The following is a 22683-nucleotide window of genomic DNA, read 5'->3' as shown; positions in this document are numbered from 1 at the left end:
ATCAATCAGCGAATTCGCTCCCCTACGGAAGGAACGCCGCCATGCCGCAGCACGTCCAGGGTGTCGTTGCCCTCGAGAAGGGCAAGCCCGTCACCGTCGAGACGATCGTGGTCCCGGACCCGGGTCCGGGTGAGGCCGTGGTGCAGGTCCAGGCCTGCGGGGTCTGCCACACCGACCTGCACTACCGCGAGGGCGGGATCAACGACGAGTTCCCGTTCCTGCTCGGCCACGAGGCCGCCGGGATCGTCGACACCGTCGGCGAGGGCGTCACCGACCTGGCCCCCGGCGACTACGTGGTCCTGAACTGGCGCGCCGTGTGCGGGGTCTGCCGGGCCTGCCGCAAGGGCAAGCCCCACCTGTGTTTCGACACCCACAACGCCGCCCAGAAGATGACCCTCACCGACGGCACCGAACTGTCCCCCGCCCTGGGCATCGGCGCCTTCGCCGAGAAAACCCTCGTCCACTCCGGACAATGCACCAAGGTCGACCCCCAGGCCCCCGCCCAGGTCGCCGGCCTGCTCGGCTGCGGGGTCATGGCCGGACTCGGCGCCGCGGTCAACACCGGCCAGATCGGCCGCGGCGACTCCATCGCCGTGATCGGCTGCGGCGGCGTCGGCGACGCCGCCATCGCCGGCGCCCACCTCGCCGGCGCCACCACCATCATCGCCGTCGACACCGACCCCAGAAAACTCGACTGGGCCCGCGGCTTCGGCGCCACCCACACCATCAACGCCCGCGAACAGGACCCGGTCGAAGCCATCCGCGCCGCCACCGACGGCTTCGGCGCCGACGTCGTCATCGACGCCGTCGGCCGCCCCGAAACCTACAAGCAGGCCTTCTACGCCCGCGACCTCGCCGGCACCGTCGTCCTGGTCGGCGTCCCCACCCCCGACCTCACCGCCCCCGAGATCCCACTGATCGACTACTTCGGCCGCGGCGGCGCGCTCAAGTCCTCCTGGTACGGCGACTGCCTACCGTCGCGGGACTTCCCCATGTATGTCGACCTGTTCCGGCAGGGCCGCTTCCCCCTGGACAAGTTCGTCACCGAAACCATCGCCCTCGACCAGGTCGAAGCCGCCTTCGACAAGATGCACCACGGCGACGTGCTCCGCTCGGTGGTGACCCTCTGATGGCAGCACAGACCGGCCCCATCGAGCACGTCGTCACCTCCGGCACCTTCAACCTCGACGGCGGCAGCTTCGACGTCGACAACAACGTCTGGATCGTCGGCAACGACCACGAAGTCATCGTCATCGACGCCGCCCACGACGCCGACGCCATCACCGCCGCCGTCGGCGACCGCACCGTCCAGGCCATCGTGTGCACCCACGCCCACGACGACCACATCAACCAGGCCCCCACCCTGGCCGACCGCTTCGGCGCACCCATCCTGCTCAACCCCGCCGAACAGGTCCTCTGGGACATGACCTGGCCCGACCGCACCCCCGACCGCGAACTCACCGACGGCCAACAACTCACCGTCGGCGGCATCGACCTGCGGGTGCTGCAGACCCCCGGCCACTCCCCGGGATCGTCCTGCCTGTACGCCCCCGAACTCCGCACCGTGTTCACCGGCGACACCCTGTTCCAGGGCGGCCCCGGCGCCACCGGACGCTCCTACTCCGACTTCGACACCATCATCGACTCCATCCGCACCCTGCTCACCCTGCCCACCGACACCCTCGTCCGCACCGGACACGGCGGCTCCACCAAGATCGGCGACGAAGCCCCACACCTGCAGGAATGGATCGAACGCGGCCACTGATCCGCGGAGCGGTCCTCCCTCCCCCGGGGCCGGTGGCTGCGGCCACCGGCCCCGACCCTTGTGACGAAAGTGAATGCCGTGACTGCACAGACCCCGAACCGCACCGACGACCTGCGTCTCGACGACGAGGAGGCCGGCCTGCGGGTCGGGCGTCCCGCCGACCACGCGGCCGGGTTGACGGCCGTGAAGGTCTCGATGACCCGGGCGCTGCGGCAGATGGGTCCGGTCAAGACGGCCAGGAACCTGCTCACGCTGAACCAGGTCGACGGCTTCGACTGCATGTCGTGCGCCTGGCCCGACCCGCAGGACCACCGCCACACCGCGGAGTTCTGCGAGAACGGCGCCAAGGCGGTCGCCTGGGAGGGCCAGCGCGACACCGTCGGGCCGGAGTTCTTCGCCGCGCATCCCATCTCGGAGCTCGAGCAGCGCACCGAGTACTGGCTGGAGAGCCATGGCCGGCTGACCCACCCGATGGTGCGCCGCGACGGCGCCGACCACTACGAGCCGATCTCGTGGGACGACGCGTTCGCGCTGGTCGCCGAGCACCTGCGGGCGCTGCCGACGCCGGACGCGGCCGCGTTCTACACCTCCGGGCGGGCCTCCAACGAGGCCGCGTTCGTCTACCAGCTGTTCGCCCGCGCCTACGGCACGAACAACCTGCCCGACTGCTCGAACATGTGCCACGAGTCGACCTCGGTCGGGCTCGAGCGGACCATCGGCGTCGGCAAGGGGACGGTCTCCCTGCAGGACCTGCACGAGGCCGACCTCATCGTGATCTCGGGGCAGAACCCGGGGACCAACCACCCCCGGATGCTGTCCGCGCTGGAGATCGCCAAGCAGAACGGCGCCCGGATCATGGCGATCAACCCGCTGCGCGAGGCGGGCCTGCTGCGTTTCGACAACCCGCAGCGGCCGACCGGCCTGGCCGGGCGGGGCACGGCGCTGGCCGACACCTACCTGCAGATCCGGTCCGGCGGGGACCTCGCGTTCTGGCAGGCGATGGGGAACCTGCTGCTGGCGGCCGACGCGCAGGACCCGGGCTCGGTCGTCGACCACGAGTTCGTCGCCGGGCACACCGTCGGGTTCGACGCCTGGGCCGAGCACGTCCGCGCCCTCGACTGGGACCGCGTGCTGGCCGCCACCGGCCTGACCCGGTCCGAGATCGAGGACGCCGCCCGGCTGCTCGCGTCGTCGAAGCGGATCGTGAACTGCTGGGCGATGGGCATCACCCAGCACCGCCACGGCGTCGCCACGGTCGCCGAGATCGTCAACGTCGCCCTGCTCCAGGGGATGATCGGCAAGCCGGGCGCCGGGCTGTGCCCGGTCCGCGGGCACTCCAACGTGCAGGGCGACCGCACGATGGGGATCTGGGAGAAGGCCCCGGACGCGTTCCTCGACGCGCTGGGCGCCGAGTTCGGGTTCGACCCGCCGCGCGCGCACGGCCACGACGCCGCCGACACCGTCCGCGCGCTGCGCGACGGGCGCGTCCGGGTGTTCGTCGGGCTGGGCGGCAACTTCGCGTCCGCCATGTCCGACACGGGCGTCACCGAGGCGGCGCTGCGGTCGGCGGACCTGACCGTGCAGATCTCCACCAAGCTCAACCGCAGCCACCTCGCCGCCGGGCGGGACGCGCTGATCCTGCCCACCCTGGGGCGCACCGAGAAGGACATGACCGGTGGCCTGCTGCAGCGGGTGACGGTCGAGGACTCCATGTCGGCCGTCCACGCGTCCCGCGGGCGGGCCACCCCGGCCGGCCCGCTGCTGCGGTCCGAGGTGGACATCCTGTGCGGCATCGCCGACGCCACGCTCGGCGACCGGTACGGCATCCCGTGGCGGGAGTTCGCCGGCGACTACTCGCGGATCCGGACCCGGATCGGCCGCGTCGTCCCGGGCTGCGCGGGCTACGAGGAGAAGATCAGCCGGCGGGGCGGGTTCACCATGCCGCACGGCCCGCGCGACTCCCGCACCTTCCCCACCCCGCAGGGCCGCGCGGTGTTCACCGTCAGCCCGCTGGAGGTGCTCACCGTCCCCGAGGGCCGGCTGGTGCTGCAGACGATCCGCAGCCACGACCAGTTCAACACCACCGTCTACGGTCTCGACGACCGCTACCGCGGTGTCTACTCGGGCCGGCGGGTGCTGTTCATCAGCCCGGAGGACCTCGCCGAGCTCGGCCGGTCCGACGGTGACCACGTCGACGTCGTGTCCGAGTGGGACGACGGCATCGAGCGCCGCGCCCGCCGGTTCCGGCTGGTCGCCTACGACACCCCGAAGGGCTGCGTGGCCGGCTACTACCCGGAGACCAACCCCCTGATCCCGCTGGACTCCCAGGCCCTCGAGTCCGGCACCCCGACCTCGAAGTGGGCGGTCGTGCGGCTGGAGCCCGCCACCTGAGCGCACGCCCGCCCCGGTGCACGACGACGGGGGTGGGGGCGACCTGCACGGTCGCCCCCGCCCCCTTCGTCACACAGGCCTCACCCAGAGGACGGCCGCTGCGTGCGCTCCTCCGCGTCGGCCGCTCCGGACGGTGCGTCCGGCTCCTTCTCGGCCGCCTTCTCCTTCTCGGCTCCCTGCTCGACCGCCCGGGTGCCGGACGGCTGCGACGACGCGCCGACCGGCTCGTACAGGGACTCGTCGGGTGCCTCGTCGGTGAAGTACAGCGGCTGGGCCCCCGGCAGCGCCTTGCCCGCCGGCTCCGGCAGGTAGTAGACCGTGACCAGCCCGATGACGCCGGCCGCGACGAGGAAGTAGCCCGGCCAGTCCAGGTTGTCGGTCGTCGTCACGGCCGCCTCGATGATCGTCGGCGAGGTGCCCGCGAAGATCGAGACCGCGAGGTTGAACACCAGGCCCAGCCCGGCGTACCGCACCATGGTCGGGAACAGCGCCGGCAGTGTCGACGGCGTGACGGCGGCGAAGCACAGCAGGGTCGCCCCCATGATGAGCAGCCCCGTGATCTGGCCGGCCAGGCCCTCGCGCAGCAGCCACACCGACGGCAGGCCCAGCACGACCAGCGCGATGCTGCCGGTCCAGAGGATCGGCTTGCGTCCGACGCGGTCGCTGAGCCTGCCCACGAACATGATCGAGCAGAGCATCAGCAGCATGACCCCGACCTGCAGCGCGGTCGCCAGGGCCTTGTCGGTGCCGCTCTCGCCGTAGCGGGGCAGCGTGCTGGTCAGGTAGGTGGGGACGTAGCTGGTGAGCACGTAGTTGGTGACGTTCCAGGTGATGACCAGCCCGGCCGTCAGGAACACCGCCGACCGGTAGTGCTTCCGCAGGATCTGGAACGCGCGGCCGTAGCTCATCGTGGCCAGCGCCGGAGAGCGGTCCATGAGCTGCCGGAACGCGGGGGTGTCCTCGAGCCGCAGCCGCAGGTAGATGCCGACCAGGCCGAGCGGCAGCGCGATCAGGAACGGGATCCGCCAGCCCCAGGTCAGCAGGTCCTCGTCCGGCAGCAGCGCGACCAGCGCGGCCGTCACCCCGGCACCGAGCGTGTAGCCGGTGATCGTGCCGAACTCCAGCCAGCTGCCGAAGAACCCGCGCCGGCGGTCCGGGGAGTACTCCGCGACCAGGGTCAGCGCTCCGGTGTACTCGCCGCCGGCCGAGAAGCCCTGCAGCATGCGCAGCAGGACCACGAGCAGCGGGGCCGCGATCCCGATCGTGCCGTGGCTCGGGACGAGCCCGAGCGCGACGGTGGCCACGGTCATCATCAGGACCGTGTAGGCCAGGACCCGGGTCCGGCCGAACCGGTCGCCCAGGTGACCGAACACCCATCCGCCCACCGGGCGCGCCGCGAACGCGGCGGCGAACGCGGCCAGGGTCAGGACCAGGGACCACTCGCCGGCCTCGGGGAAGAACACGCGGTTCAGCACGATCGCGGCGAGGTAGGAGTAGACGCCGAAGTCGTACCACTCGGCCACGTTGCCGATCGACGCCGCCGCGGCGGCCCGGCGCACCGTCCCCTCCTCCTCCACGGCGGGACGCGCGACTCCCAGGCCGAACTTGCGCGGTTTACCGGTCATAAGCCCCTCCGTTGTCACCGGACACGTGTCGCCGTACGTCGGCGCTCGACCCATCCTCGCTCATGGAAGGGCTCTGGTCGAGGACTAATATATCTTTTCTCGCGCAGATCGGACGGCGCGACCGGTACCCTCGGATCGTGAGCCGGCCCGAGATCACCCAACGCGACCTCCGGCAGAGGTCCAAGGAGATCATGGACGCCGTCGAGGGCGGCCAGTCGTTCACCGTCACTCGGGACGGTCACGAGGTCGGAGAGCTGATCCCGCTGCGCCGCCGCAGGCGCTTCGTCGACCGGGACGGGTTCGCCGCGATGTCGCGTCACGCCGCGACCGTCGATGTCGACGCCTTCCGTGCCGATCAGACCGCCACTGCCGACCACGACCTCGTCGACCCGTAGGAGCGGTAGCAGCCCTGGTCAGGGCCTCCTCGACACCAACCCCGACGGCTTCGGCGGGCTGGACGGCCTGCTCACGGTCGCTGATCACCCGCAGCGAGCCGCTCCTCGACGGCGGGCCTCGGCCGCCCGGCGTGGTCTACGCCCGGTCCGCTCCCGGGGCCGGGGTCAGCGCGGCGATCACCAGCCCGGCCAGTGCGGCTCCCGCCGCGGCGAGGTAGGACACCGTGAACGCCGCGCCGGTGGGGACGAGATGGCCGTCGACCTCCATCGTCAGGCTCGCGGCGACGGCGGCGGCCACCGCGGCGACCATCGACGTGCCGAGCTGGCGCATCAGGGTGTTCATGCTGTTCGCGGCGGCGGTCTCCGTCTCGGGCACCGCCCGCATGATCAGCAGCGGCAGCGCGGAGTAGGCCAGCGCCGCGCCGGTGGCGCTCACGGTCGCCGTGACCATCACCAGCCACACCGACCCCGGCAGGGTGGCGAACCCGGCGTTCCCCAGCACCAGCAGCGCCGCGCCGAGCACGACGGTGGTCCGCGGGCCCCGGCTGCGGGAGATCCGGGCCGAGACCGAGGAGAACACCACCATCGACCCGCCCAGCGGCAACATCACCAGGCCGGCGTCCGTCATCGAGAGGCCGAACCCGTAACCGGTACCGACCGGAGCCTGCAGGATCTGGGTCGCCATCACGAGGGTCGCGAAGATCGCGAAGCCGAGCAGCACGGTGGCGACGTTCGTCCACAGCACGGCGGGCCGGGCCGACACCCGCAGGTCGACCAGCGGCGAGCCGGACCGCAGCTCGTAGCGGCCCCAGAGCACGAGCACGACGGCCGCGGCACCGAGCGATCCGAGGGTCGCGGTGCTGGCCCAGCCCCACTCACCGCCCTTCGAGATCCCCAGGAGCAGCAGGACGAGCGCGACACCCAGCGCCAGCGCGCCGACCGTGTCGAACCGGCCGCCGGTCCGCACCCGGGACTCCGGCACGAGCCGGGGCACGAGCACGACGAGGGCGAGCGCACCGGCCGCGACCGCCGCGAACAGCAGCCGCCAGCTGGCGTGCTCGGCGACGAGGCCGGCGAGCGGTGGGCCCGCCGCGCCGCCCACCCCGAGCGACGAGCTCATCAGGCCCACCCCGGACCCGACCCGTCCGGCCGGGAGCACGTCCCGCATCAGGCTCATCCCGAGGGCGATGACCCCGAACGAGACGCCCTGCAGCGCCCGGGCGACGAGCAGGACGGCGAAGTTCGGCGCGAGCGCGGCGAGCACCGAGCTCGCCAGAACGAGCCACACCGACACCAGCAGCATCCGGCGCTTGCCGTACATGTCGCCGAGCCGGCCCAGCACCGGAGCGGACACCGCGCCGGCCACCAGGGTCGCGGTGATGATCCACGACGCCGAGGACGGGCTCACCGCCAGCAGCGCCGGGACGACCGGGACCAGCGGCACGACCATCGTCTGCAGGAGGGCGACCAGCAGCCCGCAGCACGAGACGACGCCGATCGCCACGGCGGGCCGGTCGAGGTCGGTCCGGACGTCCGGGTGGGCGACGGCGACGGACGCGGTGCTCACGGGGGGTGGGTTCTCCTCGGGGGTGACGACGACCGGCGCCGGTCGTGAGCGTGGGACGACTCAGTCGTTATCTTAGCTCAACAAATGATGCCGGCGGGACCCCCTGTCACCTACTCCACCGGCCAGTTGAGCTCCGTGCGCAGGTCGTCGGGGTTCATGTCCGGGGACGGCTCGGTGAGGTAGACCTCCCAGAAGTCGGTGCCGGGCGTCAGGCCCTGCTCGGAGATCCACGCACCGAGCCGCTGCCAGGCCGCCCCGAGCCCGTCGAACGATCCGGCGTGGACCATCCGGGCCACCCGGCCGCCCGGAAGGCCGCTCGCCGTGATCTCGCCGTCGGCCTCGACGGCGCGGTCCGTCGGGAATCCCGTCTCGAGATCGGCCGTGTCCGCGGGGACCCCGTGGTACAGGCCGAACGCCGGGCCGGTGATGGCCGCCCCCTGCGCGGCGACGGCCCGCGGGAGCAGGCCGAACGCCCGGTCGTAGAAGGCGGGCAGCTCGGCCGCCGGCACCACCGCCCGCACGACGGCGGTGGTGACCGGGGTGGTGGTGATCAGGTGCGGGTCCGCGGTGACGCTCATCGACTCGGCTCCTCCATCGGGGTCTGCTGCCCTACCGACCCCTCCGGAGCGCGGAACTCATCGCCGACCGGTCCGCCCGTTGACATTGACGTTGCCGTCAATCACCATTCGCTGCGGCAACGAGGCCGTGGCGCATGTCACCGGAAGGACATCGCATGAACGCACCCGCCCCGGAAGCGACCGAGACTCCCGAACTCCGCCGAGCACGGCGGAAGCTCCTGGCATCGGGCCTGATCGGCAGTTCGATCGAGTGGTACGACTTCTTCGTCTACGGCACGGCGGCCGCCCTCGTCTTCCCCGCCGTGTTCTTCCCCGAGCTGACGCCGCTCACCGCGACGCTGCTCGCGTTCAGCACGTTCGCGGTCGGCTTCATCGCCCGGCCGCTGGGCGGCATCCTCGCCGGCCACTACGGCGACAAGATCGGGCGCAAGCCGATGGTCGTCATCTCGCTGCTCCTCATGGGTGTCGCCACCTTCGTGATCGGCTGCCTGCCGTCCGCGGAGACGATCGGCATCGCCGCCGCGCCGATCCTGCTGGTCACCCTGCGCTTCCTGCAGGGCCTCGCCTGCGGTGCCCAGTGGGGCGGCATCGTCCTGCTGCTCACCGAGTCGGTCGGACCGAAGCGGCGCGGCTTCGCCGGCACCTTCGGACAGATGGGCGTGCCGCTGGGCCTGCTGCTCGGCAACCTGATGATGGTCGGGGCGAGCGCGCTGCTGCCCGACGACGCCTTCCTCAGCTGGGGCTGGCGGGTGCCGTTCTGGTTCTCGATCGTCCTGTTCCCGGTCGTGCTCTACATCCACACCAAGGTCGAGGACACCCCGGAGTTCCGGACCCTGAAGGCGACGGTCGAGGAGAAGCGGCCCGCCACCCAGACCGTCGCGCAGGCACCGCTGGGTGAGGCGGTCCGCAAGCACTGGGGGAAGATCCTGCTGGGCGCGGGCCTGCTGGCGGCCACGAACTCGGCGTTCTACGTCGGGATCGCCGGGTTCGTCAGCTACGGCAGCCTGTCCCCGCAGGCGGGCGGTCTCGGGATGGACCGGGACGTCATCCTCGCCGCCATCATGGTGACCTCCCTGCTCATGCCGCTGGTCATCCTGTGGGCGGGCAAGATGTCCGACCGCCTGGGACGCCGGCCGTTGATCCTCGTCGGCGCGGCGCTGCTGATGGCCTGGGCGTTCCCGTTCTTCTGGCTGGCCGAGACGACGAGCGGCCCGCTGCTGTTCGTGGCGATGATCGTCAGCAGTGCCGGCCAGGCGCTCACCTACGGTCCGCTGGCCGCGTTCATGGGCGAGCTGTTCGAGCCCCGGGTCCGGTACTCGGGGGCCTCTCTCGCCTACCAGCTGGCCGCGGTGGCGATCAGCGGCTTCACTCCGATGATCATGACGGCGATCATCGCGAACACCGGCTCGACCACCGGGGTCGCGCTCTACCTGATGGCGATGGCCGCGATCACGCTGGCGAGCGCGTTCTTCCTCACCGAGACCAACCCGGCCTCCGTCCGGAACGACCCGGCAGCCGTCCCCGGCCTCCGCACGTCGTGACGGCGACGGGCGCGCCACGGCCACCGGCACACAATGGGCAGGTGACGACGAGTGAGGCCCAGGAGCGCGCCCGAGCCAGCCGCCGGGAGTCGCCCGGCTCCCGGCGCGGCGAGCTGCTGGCGGCCGCGGCCGCGTGCTTCGACGAGCTCGGGTACTCCGGGACCACCGTGGAGCTGATCGCGGCCCGGGCCCGGACCTCGCGGCCCACGTTCTACGCCTACCTGCGGTCCAAGGACGAGGCGTTCCTCGCGGTCACCGAGCAGATCTGCGCCCGGCTCGAGGCCACCCAGCAGCTCGACGACATCGAGTCCGTCCCCCCGCTCACGGTGCTGCGGGCGACCACCCGCGCGTTCGCCGAGGCCGTCTTCGCCTCCGGGTCGCTCGTCTCGCTGATCGACAGCCGGGCCGGGCTCGATCCGGTGGTCGGCGAGGTGTGGAGCACGTTGCGGCACCGGCTGAACCGGCGCTACGCCCACTACCTGACCGGGCTGGCCCCGGGGACGATCGATCCCTGCACCCCGCCGGACCGGCTGGTGGTGATGCTGGGCGACAGCATCATCCGCGGGGCCGCCCGCCTCGGTCACGCGTCGGCCGAGGTCCGTGAGCAGTTCATCGACGACCAGATCCGCATGATGGAGCGCTGCGTCGGCATCGCCGCCGACGCGCCTCCCCGAGCTGACGGAGCACACCCCGATGCCGCAGTCACGTGAGGCCGCGCTGGCCGAGATCCGCGCCCTGCAGGCGGCCCACTGGCCGCAGCAGGTCGCGCGGGACGTCACGTACCCCGTCGAGGTCCCCGCGCTGCCCGAGTACCTCCGGCACTGGGCCGCGGCCCGCCCGGACACCGTGGCGATCTCGTTCTACGGGCGCGACATCGGCTACGCCGAGTACGACGAGCTCAGCGACCGGTTCGCCGGCTGGCTGGCCGGTCTCGGCGTGGTGCCGGGCGACCGGGTGGGCGTCTACCTGGGCAACTGCCCGCAGTTCCTGATCGCCATGGTCGGGATCCTCAAGGCCGGCGCGGTGCACGTCCCGATCAACCCGATGTTCCGCGGCCACGAGCTGCACTACGAGCTGGTCGACGCCGGGGTGACCGTGCTGCTCGCCCAGGACACGCTCGCCGACGTCGTCGAGGCGGTGCGCGCGGACACCCCGGTGCGGCGGGTCGCCTACACCGGCCTCGCCGACCTCCTCACCGCCGAGCCCGGCCTGCCGGTGCCGTTCGCCCGCGCCGCGGAACGGTCGGACTGGGCCGAGATCCGCAGCGCCCCGCGCGCGCCCGCCCGGCCCAGCGACCCCGACGCGCTGGCCGCGCTCAACTACACCGGCGGCACCACCGGCATGCCGAAGGGCTGCGAGCACACCCAGCGGCACATGGTGTACACGGCCGCGACCGCCACCACGGGCGCCGGCAACCCGGTCGGCGAGCCCGGCCCGGTGGTCCTGAACTTCCTGCCCGTGTTCTGGATCGCCGGCGAGGACTTCGGTGTCCTCAAGCCGCTGGTCAACGGCCAGCAGGTCGTGCTGATGACCCGCTGGGCCCCCGCGGTGGCAGTGGAGCTCGTCGCGCGGCACGGCGTGACCGAGATGATCGCGACCGTCGACAACTACGTCGAGATCATGGATCTGCCGGACTTCGACGGCGCGCGGATGGCCTCGCTGCGGACCGCGTTCGCGGTGTCGTTCGTCCTCAAGCTGACCCCGGAGATCCGGGCCCGGTGGCGGGCCGCGGCCGGCACCGTGCTCCGCGAGGCCTCGTACGGGATGACCGAGACCCACACCGCGGACACGTTCACGCTCGGGTTCCAGGACGGCGACCGGGACCTGCTCGCCGACCCGGTGTTCTGCGGCCTGCCCGTCCCCGGCACCGACATCGTGATCGTCGACGAGGCGGGCGACCCGGTGCCGGTCGGCGAGTCCGGGGAGATCATCGTGCGCAGCCCGTCGATCCTCACCGGCTACTACGGCCGGCCCGACGCCACCGCGGAGACCCTCCGCGACGGCTGGCTGCACACCGGCGACGTCGGCCGGCTCGACGAGTGGGGCGCGCTGCACTACCAGGCCCGGTCCAAGGAGATGATCAAGACGAACGGGATGAGCGTCTTCCCGTCCGAGATCGAGTCCCTGCTGCGCCTGCACCCGGCGATCCGCACGGTGGCGGTGGTCCCGCGGGCCGACCGGGCCCGGGGCCAGGTGCCGGTCGCGTTCGTGGAGGTGTCCGACGCGGCCACCGACGGCGACGAGCTGCGCAGCTGGGCCACCGAGAACATGGCCGCATTCAAGGTGCCCGAGTTCGAGATCGTCGACCAGCTGCCGATGACCGCCACCGGCAAGATCCGCAAGGGGGACCTGTTCGACCGGGCCGCGGAGCTGGCCGCGGCCCGCGACCAGCCGGCGAGGACCCGTCCGTGACACTGAAGAAGCTGCTCATCGCCAACCGCGGCGAGATCGCGCTGCGCATCGTGCGCACCGCCCGCGAGACCGGTGTGGACACCGTCGCCCTCTACGCCGAGGACGACGGTGACACCCCGCACGTGCACGCCGCCGACGAGGCGCTGCCGCTGGCCGGGTCCGGCCCGGCCGCCTACCTCGACCAGGCGGCCGTGCTGGCCGCGGCCGCACGCTCCCGGGCCGACGCGGTCCATCCCGGCTACGGGTTCCTGGCCGAGAACGCGGAGTTCGCGCGCGCGTGCGCGGCCGCGGGCGTCGAGTTCGTCGGCCCCTCGCCCGAGGTGCTGGAGACCCTGGGCGACAAGGCCGCCGCCCGGGCGGCCGCGGTCGCCGCGGGCGTCCCGGTGCTGGCCGCCACGTCCGCCGGCGCCGGCCTGGACGAGGTGCGGGCGTTCCTCGCCGAGCACCCGAGCGGCATCATGATCAAGGCGCTGGCCGGGGGCGGCGGGCGCGGGATGCGCGTCGTCCGGGCCGCGGGCGACGTGGCCGAGGCCTACCGCGCCTGCGCCGCCGAGGCCGAGCTCGGTTTCGGGAGCCGTGCGGTGTTCGCCGAGGCCCTGCTCGACGGGGCCCGCCACGTCGAGGTCCAGGTGGTCGCGGACGGCTCGGCCGCGCTGGCGCTCGGCGACCGCGACTGCAGCGTGCAGCGGCGGCACCAGAAGCTGCTCGAGATCGCCCCCGCCGAGGACCTGGCACCGGAGGTGCGCCGCGGCCTGCACGAGTCCGCCGCGCGGCTCTGCGCGGGGCTCGGCTACCGCGGTCTCGCCACCGCCGAGTTCCTGGTGCGCGGCAACACCTTCGTGTTCCTCGAGGTCAACCCCCGGATCCAGGTGGAGCACACGATCACCGAGGAGGTGACCGGGGTCGACCTGGTGGCGGCGCAGCTCGCCGTCGCCGACGGCGCCGCCGTGGCCGACCTCGATCTCGGTGACGGTGTGCTGGCCGGCGCCGCCGGCGTCCGGGGCGAGCCGGCGGCCGCTGCCGGCGTCGCGGTCCAGGCCCGGGTCAACCTCGAGACGATGACCGCCGACGGGGGCGCGACACCGGCCGCGGGCACGCTCACGGCGTTCACCCCGCCCACCGGGCCCGGCATCCGGGTGGACACCTTCGGCCGTCCCGGGCTGCAGGTCAGCCCGCGCTACGACTCCCTGCTGGCGAAGGTCGTCGCGCGGGCCCGGACCCGCGCGGCCGCGCTCGCCAAGGTGGACGCGGCGCTGGACGAGTTCACCGTCGAGGGCGCCCCCACCAACATCGGGTTCCTCAGGTCACTGCTCGCGGACGGCGACCTGCGGGCCGGGCCGGTCGACACCGGCTTCCTCGCAGGACGCATGGAACGCCTGGTCGGCGCGGTCGGCGCGCACCCGACGGCCGCCGCGTCCCCGGCCACCGCGGTGGAGCTGCGGGCCCACGAGGAGGTGGTGCGTGCCGGGATGGCGGGCACCGTGGTCGGCACGGCGGCGGAGGGCGACGAGGTGCCGGCGGGCGCACCCCTGGCCGTGCTGGAAGCCATGAAGATGGAGCACGTCCTGGCCGCCGAGAAGGCCGTGCGGGCGGTGCGCGTGCTCGTCCGGCCCGGCTGCACGGTGGCCCCGGGTGACCCGCTCGTGGTGTACGAGCCCACCGGCGCGGCCGGGCCCGGGGCCGGTGCCGAGCTCGACCTCGACACGCCACGCCCCGACCTCGACGAGGTGCGTGCGCGGCAGGCCGTCACCCTCGACGAGAACCGCCCCGAGGCGGTGGCGAAGCGGCACCGGCTCGGCCGCCGCACCGCACGGGAGAACATCGACGACCTGGTCGACGACGGCAGCTTCGTCGAGTACGGCTCGCTGGTGCTCGCGGCCCAGCGCAGCCGGCGCTCGGAGGAGGACCTGATCGCCCGCACCCCCGGCGACGGCCTCGTCGCCGGCGTCGCGACGATCGGCGCGGACCGGTTCGGCCGGTCGGCGGCCGAGGCGGCGGTCCTGTCGTACGACTACACGGTCCTCGCCGGCACCCAGGGGTGGCGCAACCACGCCAAGACCGACCGGGTCCTCCAGGTGGCCCGCCGGCGCAACCTGCCCGTCGTGCTGTTCGCGGAGGGCGGGGGCGGCCGGCCCGGGGACACCGACATGGACATCGTCGCCGGGCTGGACGTCCCGACGTTCCGGCTGATGGGCTCGCTGCCCGGCTGCGCCCCGACGGTCGCGATCGTGTCCGGGCGGTGCTTCGCCGGCAACGCCGCGCTGGCCGGCGCCTGCGACGTCATCATCGCCACCCCGGACGCCAACATCGGCATGGGTGGGCCGGCGATGATCTCCGGGGGCGGGCTGGGCGACTACCGTCCCGAGGACATCGGCCCGATCGACGTGCAGCGCCGCAACGGCGTCGTCGACCTGGTCGCCCGCGACGAGGCGCACGCCGTCGACCTGGCACGCCGGTACCTGTCGTACTTCCAGAGCCCGCTGTCCCCCGGCGACGGCGTGGGGTGGCAGGCACCGGACCCGCGCCTGGCCCGGCACGTGGTGCCGGAGAACCGGCTGCGCGCCTACGACGTCCGCGCCGCGATCGAGGCCGTCGTCGACGTCGGGTCGGTGCTGGAGCTGCGGCCGGACCACGGCGTCGGCGTCGTCACCGCGCTGGTCCGGGTGGAGGGCGTCGCGTACGGCCTGATCGCGAACAGCAGCCACCACCTGGGCGGCGCCATCGACGCCGAGGCCGCCGACAAGCTGGCGGAGTTCCTCCGGCTGTGCGAGGCGTACCGGCTGCCGATCGTCTCGCTGTGCGACACCCCGGGGTTCATGGTCGGCCCGGACGCGGAGAAGGAGGCCACCGTCAAGCGGTTCGGCCGGCTGTTCGTGCTCGGGGCCCGCCTGACGGTGCCGTTCGGCGCCGTCGTGCTCCGCAAGGGCTACGGCCTGGGCGCGATGGCGATGACCGCCGGCTCGTTCAAGGCACCGCAGTTCACCGTCGCGTGGCCCACCGGGGAGATCGGCGGCATGGGGCTGGAGGGCTCGGTCCGGCTGGGCTACAGCCGCGAGCTCGCCGCGGCCCCCGACGAGGCCGCCCGGCAGGCCCTCTACGACGAGCTCGTCGCGCAGGCCTACGAGCGCGGCCGCGCGTTGCGGGCGGCCACGACCTTCGAGTTCGACGACGTGATCGACCCGGCCGACACCCGCCGCTGGATCCGGACCCTCCGCTCGCCCGACTCGCCACGAGGTCCGGACGGTGCCCTGCGGCGCGGTCACTCCACGACGTAGGCGTCGCGCAGCATCATGATGTTGTCCGGGCGGGACGGGATGCCGTGCACGTTGGCCAGGGTGACGCGGTACCAGTCCGCGCCCCACAGGTAGCAGTACGGCGTGATCCCGGCCAGCCGTTCGGACACCGCGCGGTAGCGCTCCGCACGCTCGCCGGGCTCCGTCACCGCCGCGGCCTGCATCATCAGGCGGTCGAGCTCCGGGTCGTCCACCAGGTTGTAGTTCGAGCTCGGCTTCGCCGGGGTGGCCTGGGAGCTGTGGAACCAGCGGGAGACGTTGCCGTCGGGGTCCATCGCGCCCCGCCAGCGGTAGATCATCGCGTCGAAGCGGTGGCCGAAGGCCTTCTCCACCAGCGTGGGCTGGTCCATCGGCCGCACCCTCGCCTCGATCCCGACGACCGCCCACTGGGCGGCGAGCGCCTGGGCGACCCGGACGTTGTCCGGCGAGTTGGTGAAGTTCAGGTCGAACGAGATGCCACCGACCTCGGCGACGAGCCGGCGGGCCCGTTCGCGGTCGTAGCGGGGGTAGCCCTCGACCCGGCCGAGGTCCCACCGGCCGCCGCCGGTCGGGAAGGGCGACTCCTGCCCGGTCAGCCGGACACCGCGGTAGAGCGCCTCGTCGATGCGCGGCGGATCCAGCGCCATGCACGCCGCCTGCCGGGCACGCGCATCGCGGAACGGGCTGCCCTCCCCCGTCTGGAACATCACGAAGTTCGAGCCCGAGGCCCCCTGGGGGTGGATCCGCACCGAGGGGTTCAGCTCGGCGTCGCTCAACCACGTCACCGAGACGTTGTCGGCCACGTCGATGGCTGTCGAGGTCAGGCTCGAGTACCGCGAGTCGCTGTCGGAGATCACCCGGAACTCCACCGAGTCCAGGTAGGGACGCCCGGGGTCGCGGTAGCCGTCCCACGCCCGGACCCGCACCGAACTGCCGGGGACCTCGTGGTCGAGCACGAACGGTCCGGTACCGACCGGCCTCCGCGCCAGGTCGCCGCCGGTCTCCGCGAGCGCCCGCGGTGAGGCCATCAGGCCGGCCGCGCCGCCGAGCACCATCACCGGGAACCCGGCGTGGGGCCGCTTGAGCCGGAACTCCACGGTCGTGTCGCCGGTCGCCCGGACACCCTCCAGCACGCGCAGCTCACCCAGGCACGAGCAGCCGTTGGCCGGGTTCCGCACCCGGTCGAAGTTGGCCACCACGGCCCGGGCGTCGAACCTCGCACCGTCGTGGAACGTGACGCCGTCGCGGAGCGTGACCGTGTAGATCCGGCCGTCCGGGCTGACCTCGTAACCGGTGGCCAGGTTCGGGACGGCCGCGCCGTTCCGGTCGAGGTCGAACAGCGGCTCGTAGATCGTCTGCAGCACGCTGAAGCTGTTGTAGGTGGTGGCGCGCAACGGGTCGAGCGACACCCAGCTTCCCTCCAGGCCCACCGTCACGCTGCCGCCGTGCCGGGGGGCGGCGTTCTCGGTGTCGGGGACGACCGAGGCTCCGCAGGCGCCCACGAGCAACGCGACGGACATCACCAGCGCCGCGCGCACGCTACCGGCTCGCCACATGCCGCACCTCCGGCTGCGGGTCGAAGAAGCCGAAGAACTCGACGACGTCGTCGGCGTTTCCCTTGACCGTCACCCGTCCCTCGTCGAGGGCCGCCGGCCAGGTCCGCGTTCCGGTGACCAGCTCCGCCCAGGTCCGCCGGGTCATGGACACCGTGGCGTCCGGCTCGTCGGGGTGCCGGGCGACGTCGGCGACGTACTCGCACACCGCGCGGCGCAGGTGCAGCCCGGCTCGCAGGCCGTCGTCGGTCAGCTCGACCACGACGAACCGCTCGGTGTCCCCGCTGCGCGCGGGATCGAGCCGCACCCTCAGGTGGTCGAGGTGCATGCCGGCCGGGGCGCGCAGCACCGCCTCGACGGTCGCCGGCACCGACGGGGGGATCTCGACGCGTTCCTCCAGCTCCAGGGCGTAGCTGAGGTAGAAGTGCCGCGCGATCGACCCGCCGGCCCGCTGCCCCAGTGCCCGCAGCGCGCGGGCCTTCAACGCACGCGCGCCGGGGTCGTGCGGATCGGTGTCGAGCAGGTGCCCGGCCAGGGTCGCCGCCCAGGAGAGCTCCTCGCGATCCAGGGCCTCGTCCACCGCCGCACGCACGCGGTCCGGTCCGCCGAACCCCTCGACGATCCGCTCGGCCACCAGCCGGCGCGGCGGCGGGTTGATGTTCTCGGGGCGGCCGTCGAACCACCCGAACACGCGCTCGTAGAGGTAGGGCGGCTGGTACTGCAGCTCGCCGTAGCCGGCGCGGTTGTGCGGCTGGGCCGCCAGGTACTCGGGGAGCTGCACGAAGCCGCGCAGCTCGTCGGGGCCCAGCCCGCGCAGGATGCCGCGCAGGGACTGGTCGTAGACGTAGGCGATCGCGTCGGCGTAGCCCTCGAGGGTCTGCCGGATCCGTCGGGCGCCCTGGATGGGCCGGGTGTGCGTTCCCAGCAGGTGCTCGGGCTGCAGGTCGCGGATCAGCAGGATCCCGTCGCGCCACGAGCGTGGGTCCCTGAAGCCGGTGCCGCGCAGCGCGTAGAAGTTGGGCAGGTTCGGCCACAGGAAGTTGTTGAGCGCGACCTCGGCGTCCGGCAGCCACACGGTGAGCGTGTCGTCCGAGTCGGACCGGTGTGCGGTGAAGAACTGCATCCGCACGCCGGCGATCGTCAGCTCCTCGCCGTCGGTGACGGCCCGGTTCACCGGCAGCGCCCCCCGGGGCGTGAACGCCGCGTACGTGGCACCCATCGGCGCGTCGGGGCCCTCCTCGGGCAGGTAGGCGGCGAACTGGCGGCGGAACCGCTGCGCGAGCGCCGGCGCCGCCTCGGGAAAGTCGACGGCGTCCGCGCCGCGGGCCAGGTTGGCGTTCACGCGGGGGTGACCGATGACCGGGATGCCGTCCTCGCCGGTCGAGAAGGCCAGCGCGCCCTGGGCGTAGTGGTTGTGGCTGTAGACGACGGCCGCGACCGGCTTGTCGGTGACGGTGCGCAGGGCCGCGTACGCCTGCTCGCCGTCCGCGAGGTCGTCACCGGTGTCGTAGACGACGACGCCGTCGGTGCCCTCGATGAAGGTCCGGTTGACGATGGAGCCACCGACGTAGGTGTGCACGCCCTCGGCCACCGTGACGACGTGCGGATCGGCTCGCCCGCCGGCGCCCCGGGACACGAGCTCGGCCGCGGCGACGGCGCCGTTGGCCGCGGTCGCGGTCTCCACGGTGGTCCCGCAGTAGCGGTCGGTCATGGTCATCGGGTGCTCCCCTTCCCGGTCTGCGGATCCTCGTCGACCAGCGGGAAGTGGCACGCCACGAGCCGGCCGTCACCGAGCTCGGCCAGCTCCGGTGGCTCGGCGGCGCAGCGGTCGGTGGCGATCGGGCACCGGGTGCGGAACCGGCACCCCGACGGCGGGTTCAGCGGCGAGGGGATCTCGCCGCGCAGCGCCGCGGCGGCGCGCCGGCCGCCGCCGTTCACCCGCGGTACCGCGTCCAGCAGCGCGGCGGTGTACGGGTGCGCCGGGGCGTCGTAGATCCGGTCGCACGGTCCGAGCTCGACGATGCGCCCCAGGTACATGACGCCGACGCGGTCGCTGACGTGCTTGACCACGGCCAGGTCGTGCGCGATGAACAGGTAGGTCAGCCCGAGCTCGCGCCCGAGCCGGTCGAACAGGTTGAGGATCTGCGCCTGGATCGACACGTCGAGGCTGGAGACCGACTCGTCGCAGATCACCAGCTTGGGGTCCAGGGCGAGTGCGCGGGCGATGCCGACGCGCTGCGCCTGACCACCGGAGAGCTGCCGCGGCCCGCGGTCGGCGTACCGCGCCGGGTCGAGCCCCACGAGATCGAGGAGCTCGTCGACCCGGGCGGCGCGCTCGCCCGCCGTGCCGACGCGCTGGACGACGAGCGGCTCGGCGACGATGTCGCGCACCGTCCACCCGGGATTCAACGCGGCGAACGGGTCCTGGAACACCATCTGCATCTGCGCGCGGATCCGGCGCAGCTCGGGTCCGGACCGGTCACCGAGCCGTACCCCGTCGAAGATCACCTCGCCGGAGCTGGGCCGCGGGGTCTGCAGGATCGCGCGTGCCGTCGTCGACTTGCCGCATCCGCTCTCCCCCACCAGGCCGAGCGTCTCGCCCGCGCGGACGTGGAACGACACGCCGTCGACGGCCCGCACCGCTCCGCCTCCCCTGCCCTTCACGGCGAACCGTTGGGTCAGGTCGCGGACCTCCAGCAGGACCGCCGGGTCGCGGGCCTCGACCGTGGTCATGGCGCCTCCTTCGCGGTGGTGGGGTTCCAGCACGCCCACGAGCGCCCCGGAACGTGCTCGGCCGGCTCCGGTCGCCGGGAGGCGCAGGTCGGGGTCGCGCGCGTGCACCTCGGCCGGAAGCTGCAGCCCGGGCCGAGCTCGGCGAGATCGGGCGGGGCGCCCTCGATCGCGGGCAGCGGCTCGTGCGAGCGTGCGTCGAGCGACGGGATCGAGTCGAGCAGCGCCTCCGTGTAGGGCATCCGCGGCTCGGCGAAGACCTGCCGGCTGGGCCCCGACTCGACCACCTGGCCGGCGTACATCACGAAGACCTTCTCCGCGGAGCTCGCCGCGACGCCGATGTCGTGCGTGATGAGCATGACCGCCATGCCGAGCTCGGCCTGGAGCTCGGCGACGAGGTCGAGGATCTGCTGCTGGGTCGTGACGTCGAGTGCCGTGGTGGGCTCGTCCGCGATCAGCAGGTCCGGGCGGCAGCTCAGCGCGAGCGCGATCATCACGCGCTGGCGCATGCCGCCGGAGAGCTGGTGCGGGTACTCGTCGACGCGCCGCTGCGGGGCGGCGATGCGGACGGCGTCGAGGAGCTCGACCGCGCGGGCCCGCGCCCGTGCCCGGTCCAGACCGGTGTGCAGGCGGATCGACTCGGTGATCTGGCGACCGATCTTCATGGTCGGGTTCAGCGACCGCATCGGATCCTGGAACACCATCGAGATCCGTGAGCCGCGGATGCTGCGCCACTCGCGGTCGGACAACCCGACGAGCTCGCGTCCGGCGAGCCGGATCGACCCGGAGGTGATCCGCCCGGGCGGTGTGGACAGGCCCATGATTGTGCGGGCGGTGACCGACTTGCCGGATCCCGACTCGCCGACGACGGCGATCGTCTCGCCGCGGTCGACCGCCACCGAGACACCGTTGACGGCGGGGACCGTGCCGCGCGGCCCGTCGAAGACGACGTGGAGATCGTCGACCTCGAGCAGCCGGGACGCCGGCGGGTTCACCGGGCACCCCCGTCGCGGTCCAGGCGGTTCCGAATGCCGTCGGACAGGAGGTTCAGCGAGACCACGGTGAGGAACAGCATGAGTCCCGGCACCAGCACGATCTGGGGCGCGGAGCCGAGGTCCGACTTGCCGTCGGCCATCATGCTGCCCCAGCTCGGCGCCGGTGGCGGGATGCCGAGGCCCAGGAAGCTCAGTGACGCCTCGGTGATGATGGCGATCCCGCAGATGAGCAGCCCGTAGGTCAGGAGCGAGCCGACGACCCGCGGCGTCACGTGCCGCACGAGGATGTGCCCTGCCCGGGCGCCGGCGAGCCGGGCGCTCAGGACGTAGTCACGCTCCCGCACGCTCAGCGCCCCGGCCCGCGCGATGCGCGCGTAGGACGGGATCGCGAAGAACGAGATCGCGATGATCAGATTGGGGATGCTGGGGCCCAGGTAGGTCGCGACGACGAGTGCGAGTACCAGCGACGGGAGGGCGAGGAGCACATCGAGCACGCGCATGAGCACGGAGTCGACGGCACCGCCGACGTAGCCCGCGACGATCCCGATGCTCCCGCCGACGAGGATGCCGACCAGCACCGAACCGAGGCCCACCACGATCGAGATCCGCCCACCGTGAATCGATCGCGCGAGCAGGTCGCGACCGAGCGCATCGGTGCCGAGGAGGTGTCCCTCGGACCCGATGCCTATGCGGGAACCGCTGTCCCCGCCGTTGAGCATGCCGAGGTTCGGGTCGGCGAGCCCGGGCAGGAGCGGGGCGCACAGGCAGGCCACGACGATGACGGCCAGCAGGCTCCCGGGGATCAGGATCTCCCAGGAGGGCCGCCGCCCGGGTGCCGGCGTGCCGGCCGCCGGGTCGGCGACGGTGTCACGAAGCAGCGCGGTCATGGCGGATCCTCGGGTCGAGCGCGGCGTAGAGCACGTCCACCGCGAAGTTGATGAGAACGAAGGCCACGGCGATCACGAGGACCGCTCCCTGCACGACGACCACGTCGCGCTGGTAGATCGCGTCGATCACGAGCTTGCCGAGCCCCGGTACCGCGAACAGCGTCTCGACGATCACGGCACCCCCGAGCAGGGCACCCATGTTGATGCCGAGCACCGTGATCAGCGGGAACACGGCGTTGCGCAGCACGTGCCGGCTGATGATCGTGCCTCGGGCCAGGCCCTTGGCCCGGGCGGTCGTCACGTAGTCCTCCTGCGTCAGCTGGGTCACCAGGTCGGCGCGCAGCACCCGCATGTAGGCGGCGTAGAGCGCCACCGCCAGGGTCAGCGCCGGCAGGAACGCCGAGCGCAGGTTCATCACCGGGTTCTCGGTGAACGGGATCCAGCCGGTGGCGGGCAGGCCGAACGGGATCGCCACCACGAGGACCAGCACCATGCCGACCAGGAACGGCGGCATCGCCACGCCCGCGAAGGCGGTCAGCCCGGTGGCGCGGTCGACCGCCGAGCCGGGGCGGCGTGCCGACACGATCGCCGTCGGCACCGCGACGACGAGGGCGATCAGCTGGGCGAGGAGCATGATCTCGATCGAGGCCGGCAGCCGCTGGAGCAGGAGGGCCGTGACGGGTTCGCCGGAGTCGAGCGAGGTCCCCAGGTTCCCGCCGAGCGCGGCGACGAACCAGTGCCAGTACCGCAGCAGGAGCGGGTCGTCGAGACCCAGCTCCGCGGTGACGGCGGCGACGGCTTCCGGCGTCGCCCCCTCACCCAGAACCGTCAGTGCCGGGTTCCCCGGCAGCAGGTTCAGCAGCATGAAGGTCAGGAAGCTCACCCCGACGGTCACCGGAATGAGATGGAGTACGCGTTTTCCGAGCAGACTGAGCATTCTGCAGGCGTCCCGATTCGACGGAGATGCGGGCG

General features: G+C 72.8%; 17 protein-coding genes. 8 read left to right on the top strand and 9 right to left on the bottom strand.

Going from position 1 to position 22683, the window contains the following annotated elements; genetic code table 11:
- The first annotated feature begins 41 nt into the window (after positions 1-41).
- From H7X46_RS05135 to H7X46_RS05125, 3 genes are all read left to right on the top strand, one after another.
- Positions 42-1130: an S-(hydroxymethyl)mycothiol dehydrogenase gene (locus H7X46_RS05135; RefSeq protein ID WP_186358310.1), complete on the top strand. Its 1089-nt coding sequence runs from the start codon at positions 42-44 to the stop codon at positions 1128-1130.
- Positions 1130-1765: an MBL fold metallo-hydrolase gene (locus H7X46_RS05130; protein ID WP_186358309.1), complete on the top strand. Its 636-nt coding sequence runs from the start codon at positions 1130-1132 to the stop codon at positions 1763-1765. The genes H7X46_RS05135 and H7X46_RS05130 overlap by 1 nt, the downstream gene beginning before the upstream one ends.
- Positions 1766-1843: 78 nt before the next feature.
- The gene (locus H7X46_RS05125) at positions 1844-4156 is read left to right on the top strand and encodes an FdhF/YdeP family oxidoreductase (RefSeq protein ID WP_370588617.1); all 2313 of its coding nucleotides are present in this window, start codon (positions 1844-1846) and stop codon (positions 4154-4156) included.
- Positions 4157-4236: 80 nt separating this feature from the next.
- Here H7X46_RS05125 and H7X46_RS05120 read toward each other — a convergent pair whose 3' ends face one another.
- Positions 4237-5781 carry an MFS transporter gene (locus H7X46_RS05120; protein WP_186358308.1) on the bottom strand — a complete coding sequence of 515 codons (1545 nt, stop codon included), beginning with the start codon at positions 5779-5781 and terminating at the stop codon, positions 4237-4239.
- Positions 5782-5918: 137 nt separating this feature from the next.
- Here H7X46_RS05120 and H7X46_RS05115 point away from each other — a divergent pair, with 137 nt between their 5' ends.
- On the top strand, positions 5919-6176 hold the full coding sequence (locus H7X46_RS05115; protein WP_370588616.1) for a type II toxin-antitoxin system Phd/YefM family antitoxin: 258 nt from the start codon (positions 5919-5921) through the stop codon (positions 6174-6176).
- A 136-nt stretch (positions 6177-6312) separates the two neighbouring features.
- On the opposite strand, the gene H7X46_RS05110 is transcribed toward H7X46_RS05115, so the two are convergent.
- Both H7X46_RS05110 and H7X46_RS05105 read right to left on the bottom strand, forming a co-directional pair.
- A complete protein-coding gene (locus tag H7X46_RS05110; protein ID WP_370588615.1) occupies positions 6313-7743 on the bottom strand; it encodes an MFS transporter in 1431 nt (476 codons plus the stop codon).
- A 110-nt stretch (positions 7744-7853) separates the two neighbouring features.
- Positions 7854-8321: a GyrI-like domain-containing protein gene (locus tag H7X46_RS05105; RefSeq protein ID WP_186358307.1), complete on the bottom strand. Its 468-nt coding sequence runs from the start codon at positions 8319-8321 to the stop codon at positions 7854-7856.
- 155 nt (positions 8322-8476) lie between these two features.
- On the opposite strand from H7X46_RS05105, the gene H7X46_RS05100 reads away from it, so the two are divergent.
- Genes H7X46_RS05100 through H7X46_RS05085 form a run of 4 tightly spaced genes read left to right on the top strand, consistent with a single transcriptional unit; the run spans position 8477 to position 15549 of the window.
- Positions 8477-9862 (top strand): MFS transporter, encoded by a 1386-nt coding sequence (locus H7X46_RS05100; protein ID WP_186358306.1) that lies wholly within the window; start codon positions 8477-8479, stop codon positions 9860-9862.
- Between the two features lie 41 nt (positions 9863-9903).
- On the top strand, positions 9904-10572 hold the full coding sequence (locus tag H7X46_RS05095; RefSeq protein WP_186358305.1) for a TetR/AcrR family transcriptional regulator: 669 nt from the start codon (positions 9904-9906) through the stop codon (positions 10570-10572).
- Positions 10556-12274, top strand: coding sequence for an AMP-binding protein (locus H7X46_RS05090; RefSeq protein WP_186358304.1), 1719 nt, complete (start codon positions 10556-10558; stop codon positions 12272-12274). Before H7X46_RS05095 ends, H7X46_RS05090 begins: the two co-directional genes overlap by 17 nt.
- Positions 12271-15549 (top strand): carboxyl transferase domain-containing protein, encoded by a 3279-nt coding sequence (locus H7X46_RS05085; RefSeq protein WP_370588614.1) that lies wholly within the window; start codon positions 12271-12273, stop codon positions 15547-15549. The genes H7X46_RS05090 and H7X46_RS05085 overlap by 4 nt, the downstream gene beginning before the upstream one ends.
- On the opposite strand, the gene H7X46_RS05080 is transcribed toward H7X46_RS05085, so the two are convergent.
- The 6 genes from H7X46_RS05080 to H7X46_RS05055 are packed head-to-tail and all read right to left on the bottom strand — an operon-like array spanning position 15534 to position 22648.
- Positions 15534-17102: an ABC transporter substrate-binding protein gene (locus tag H7X46_RS05080; RefSeq protein WP_186358303.1), complete on the bottom strand. Its 1569-nt coding sequence runs from the start codon at positions 17100-17102 to the stop codon at positions 15534-15536. The two genes, H7X46_RS05085 and H7X46_RS05080, sit on opposite strands and share 16 nt — an antisense overlap.
- Positions 17086-18816, bottom strand: a complete 1731-nt coding sequence (locus H7X46_RS05075; protein ID WP_186358302.1) for an alkyl sulfatase dimerization domain-containing protein — start codon at positions 18814-18816, stop codon at positions 17086-17088. Before H7X46_RS05075 ends, H7X46_RS05080 begins: the two co-directional genes overlap by 17 nt.
- Complete coding sequence (locus tag H7X46_RS05070) at positions 18813-19832, bottom strand: ABC transporter ATP-binding protein (protein ID WP_186358301.1); 1020 nt, start codon at positions 19830-19832, stop codon at positions 18813-18815. Before H7X46_RS05070 ends, H7X46_RS05075 begins: the two co-directional genes overlap by 4 nt.
- Complete coding sequence (locus H7X46_RS05065; protein ID WP_186358300.1) at positions 19829-20824, bottom strand: ABC transporter ATP-binding protein; 996 nt, start codon at positions 20822-20824, stop codon at positions 19829-19831. Before H7X46_RS05065 ends, H7X46_RS05070 begins: the two co-directional genes overlap by 4 nt.
- The gene (locus tag H7X46_RS05060; RefSeq protein ID WP_186358299.1) at positions 20821-21711 is read right to left on the bottom strand and encodes an ABC transporter permease; all 891 of its coding nucleotides are present in this window, start codon (positions 21709-21711) and stop codon (positions 20821-20823) included. Before H7X46_RS05060 ends, H7X46_RS05065 begins: the two co-directional genes overlap by 4 nt.
- A complete protein-coding gene (locus H7X46_RS05055) occupies positions 21692-22648 on the bottom strand; it encodes an ABC transporter permease (RefSeq protein WP_186358298.1) in 957 nt (318 codons plus the stop codon). The genes H7X46_RS05060 and H7X46_RS05055 overlap by 20 nt, the downstream gene beginning before the upstream one ends.
- Positions 22649-22683 lie beyond the last annotated feature (35 nt).

The organism is Pseudonocardia sp. C8, assembly GCF_014267175.1.
Lineage (GTDB): Bacteria > Actinomycetota > Actinomycetes > Mycobacteriales > Pseudonocardiaceae > Pseudonocardia.
The sequence above is the reverse complement of the archived record's forward strand: the minus strand, read 5'-3'. Positions and strand labels throughout refer to the sequence as shown.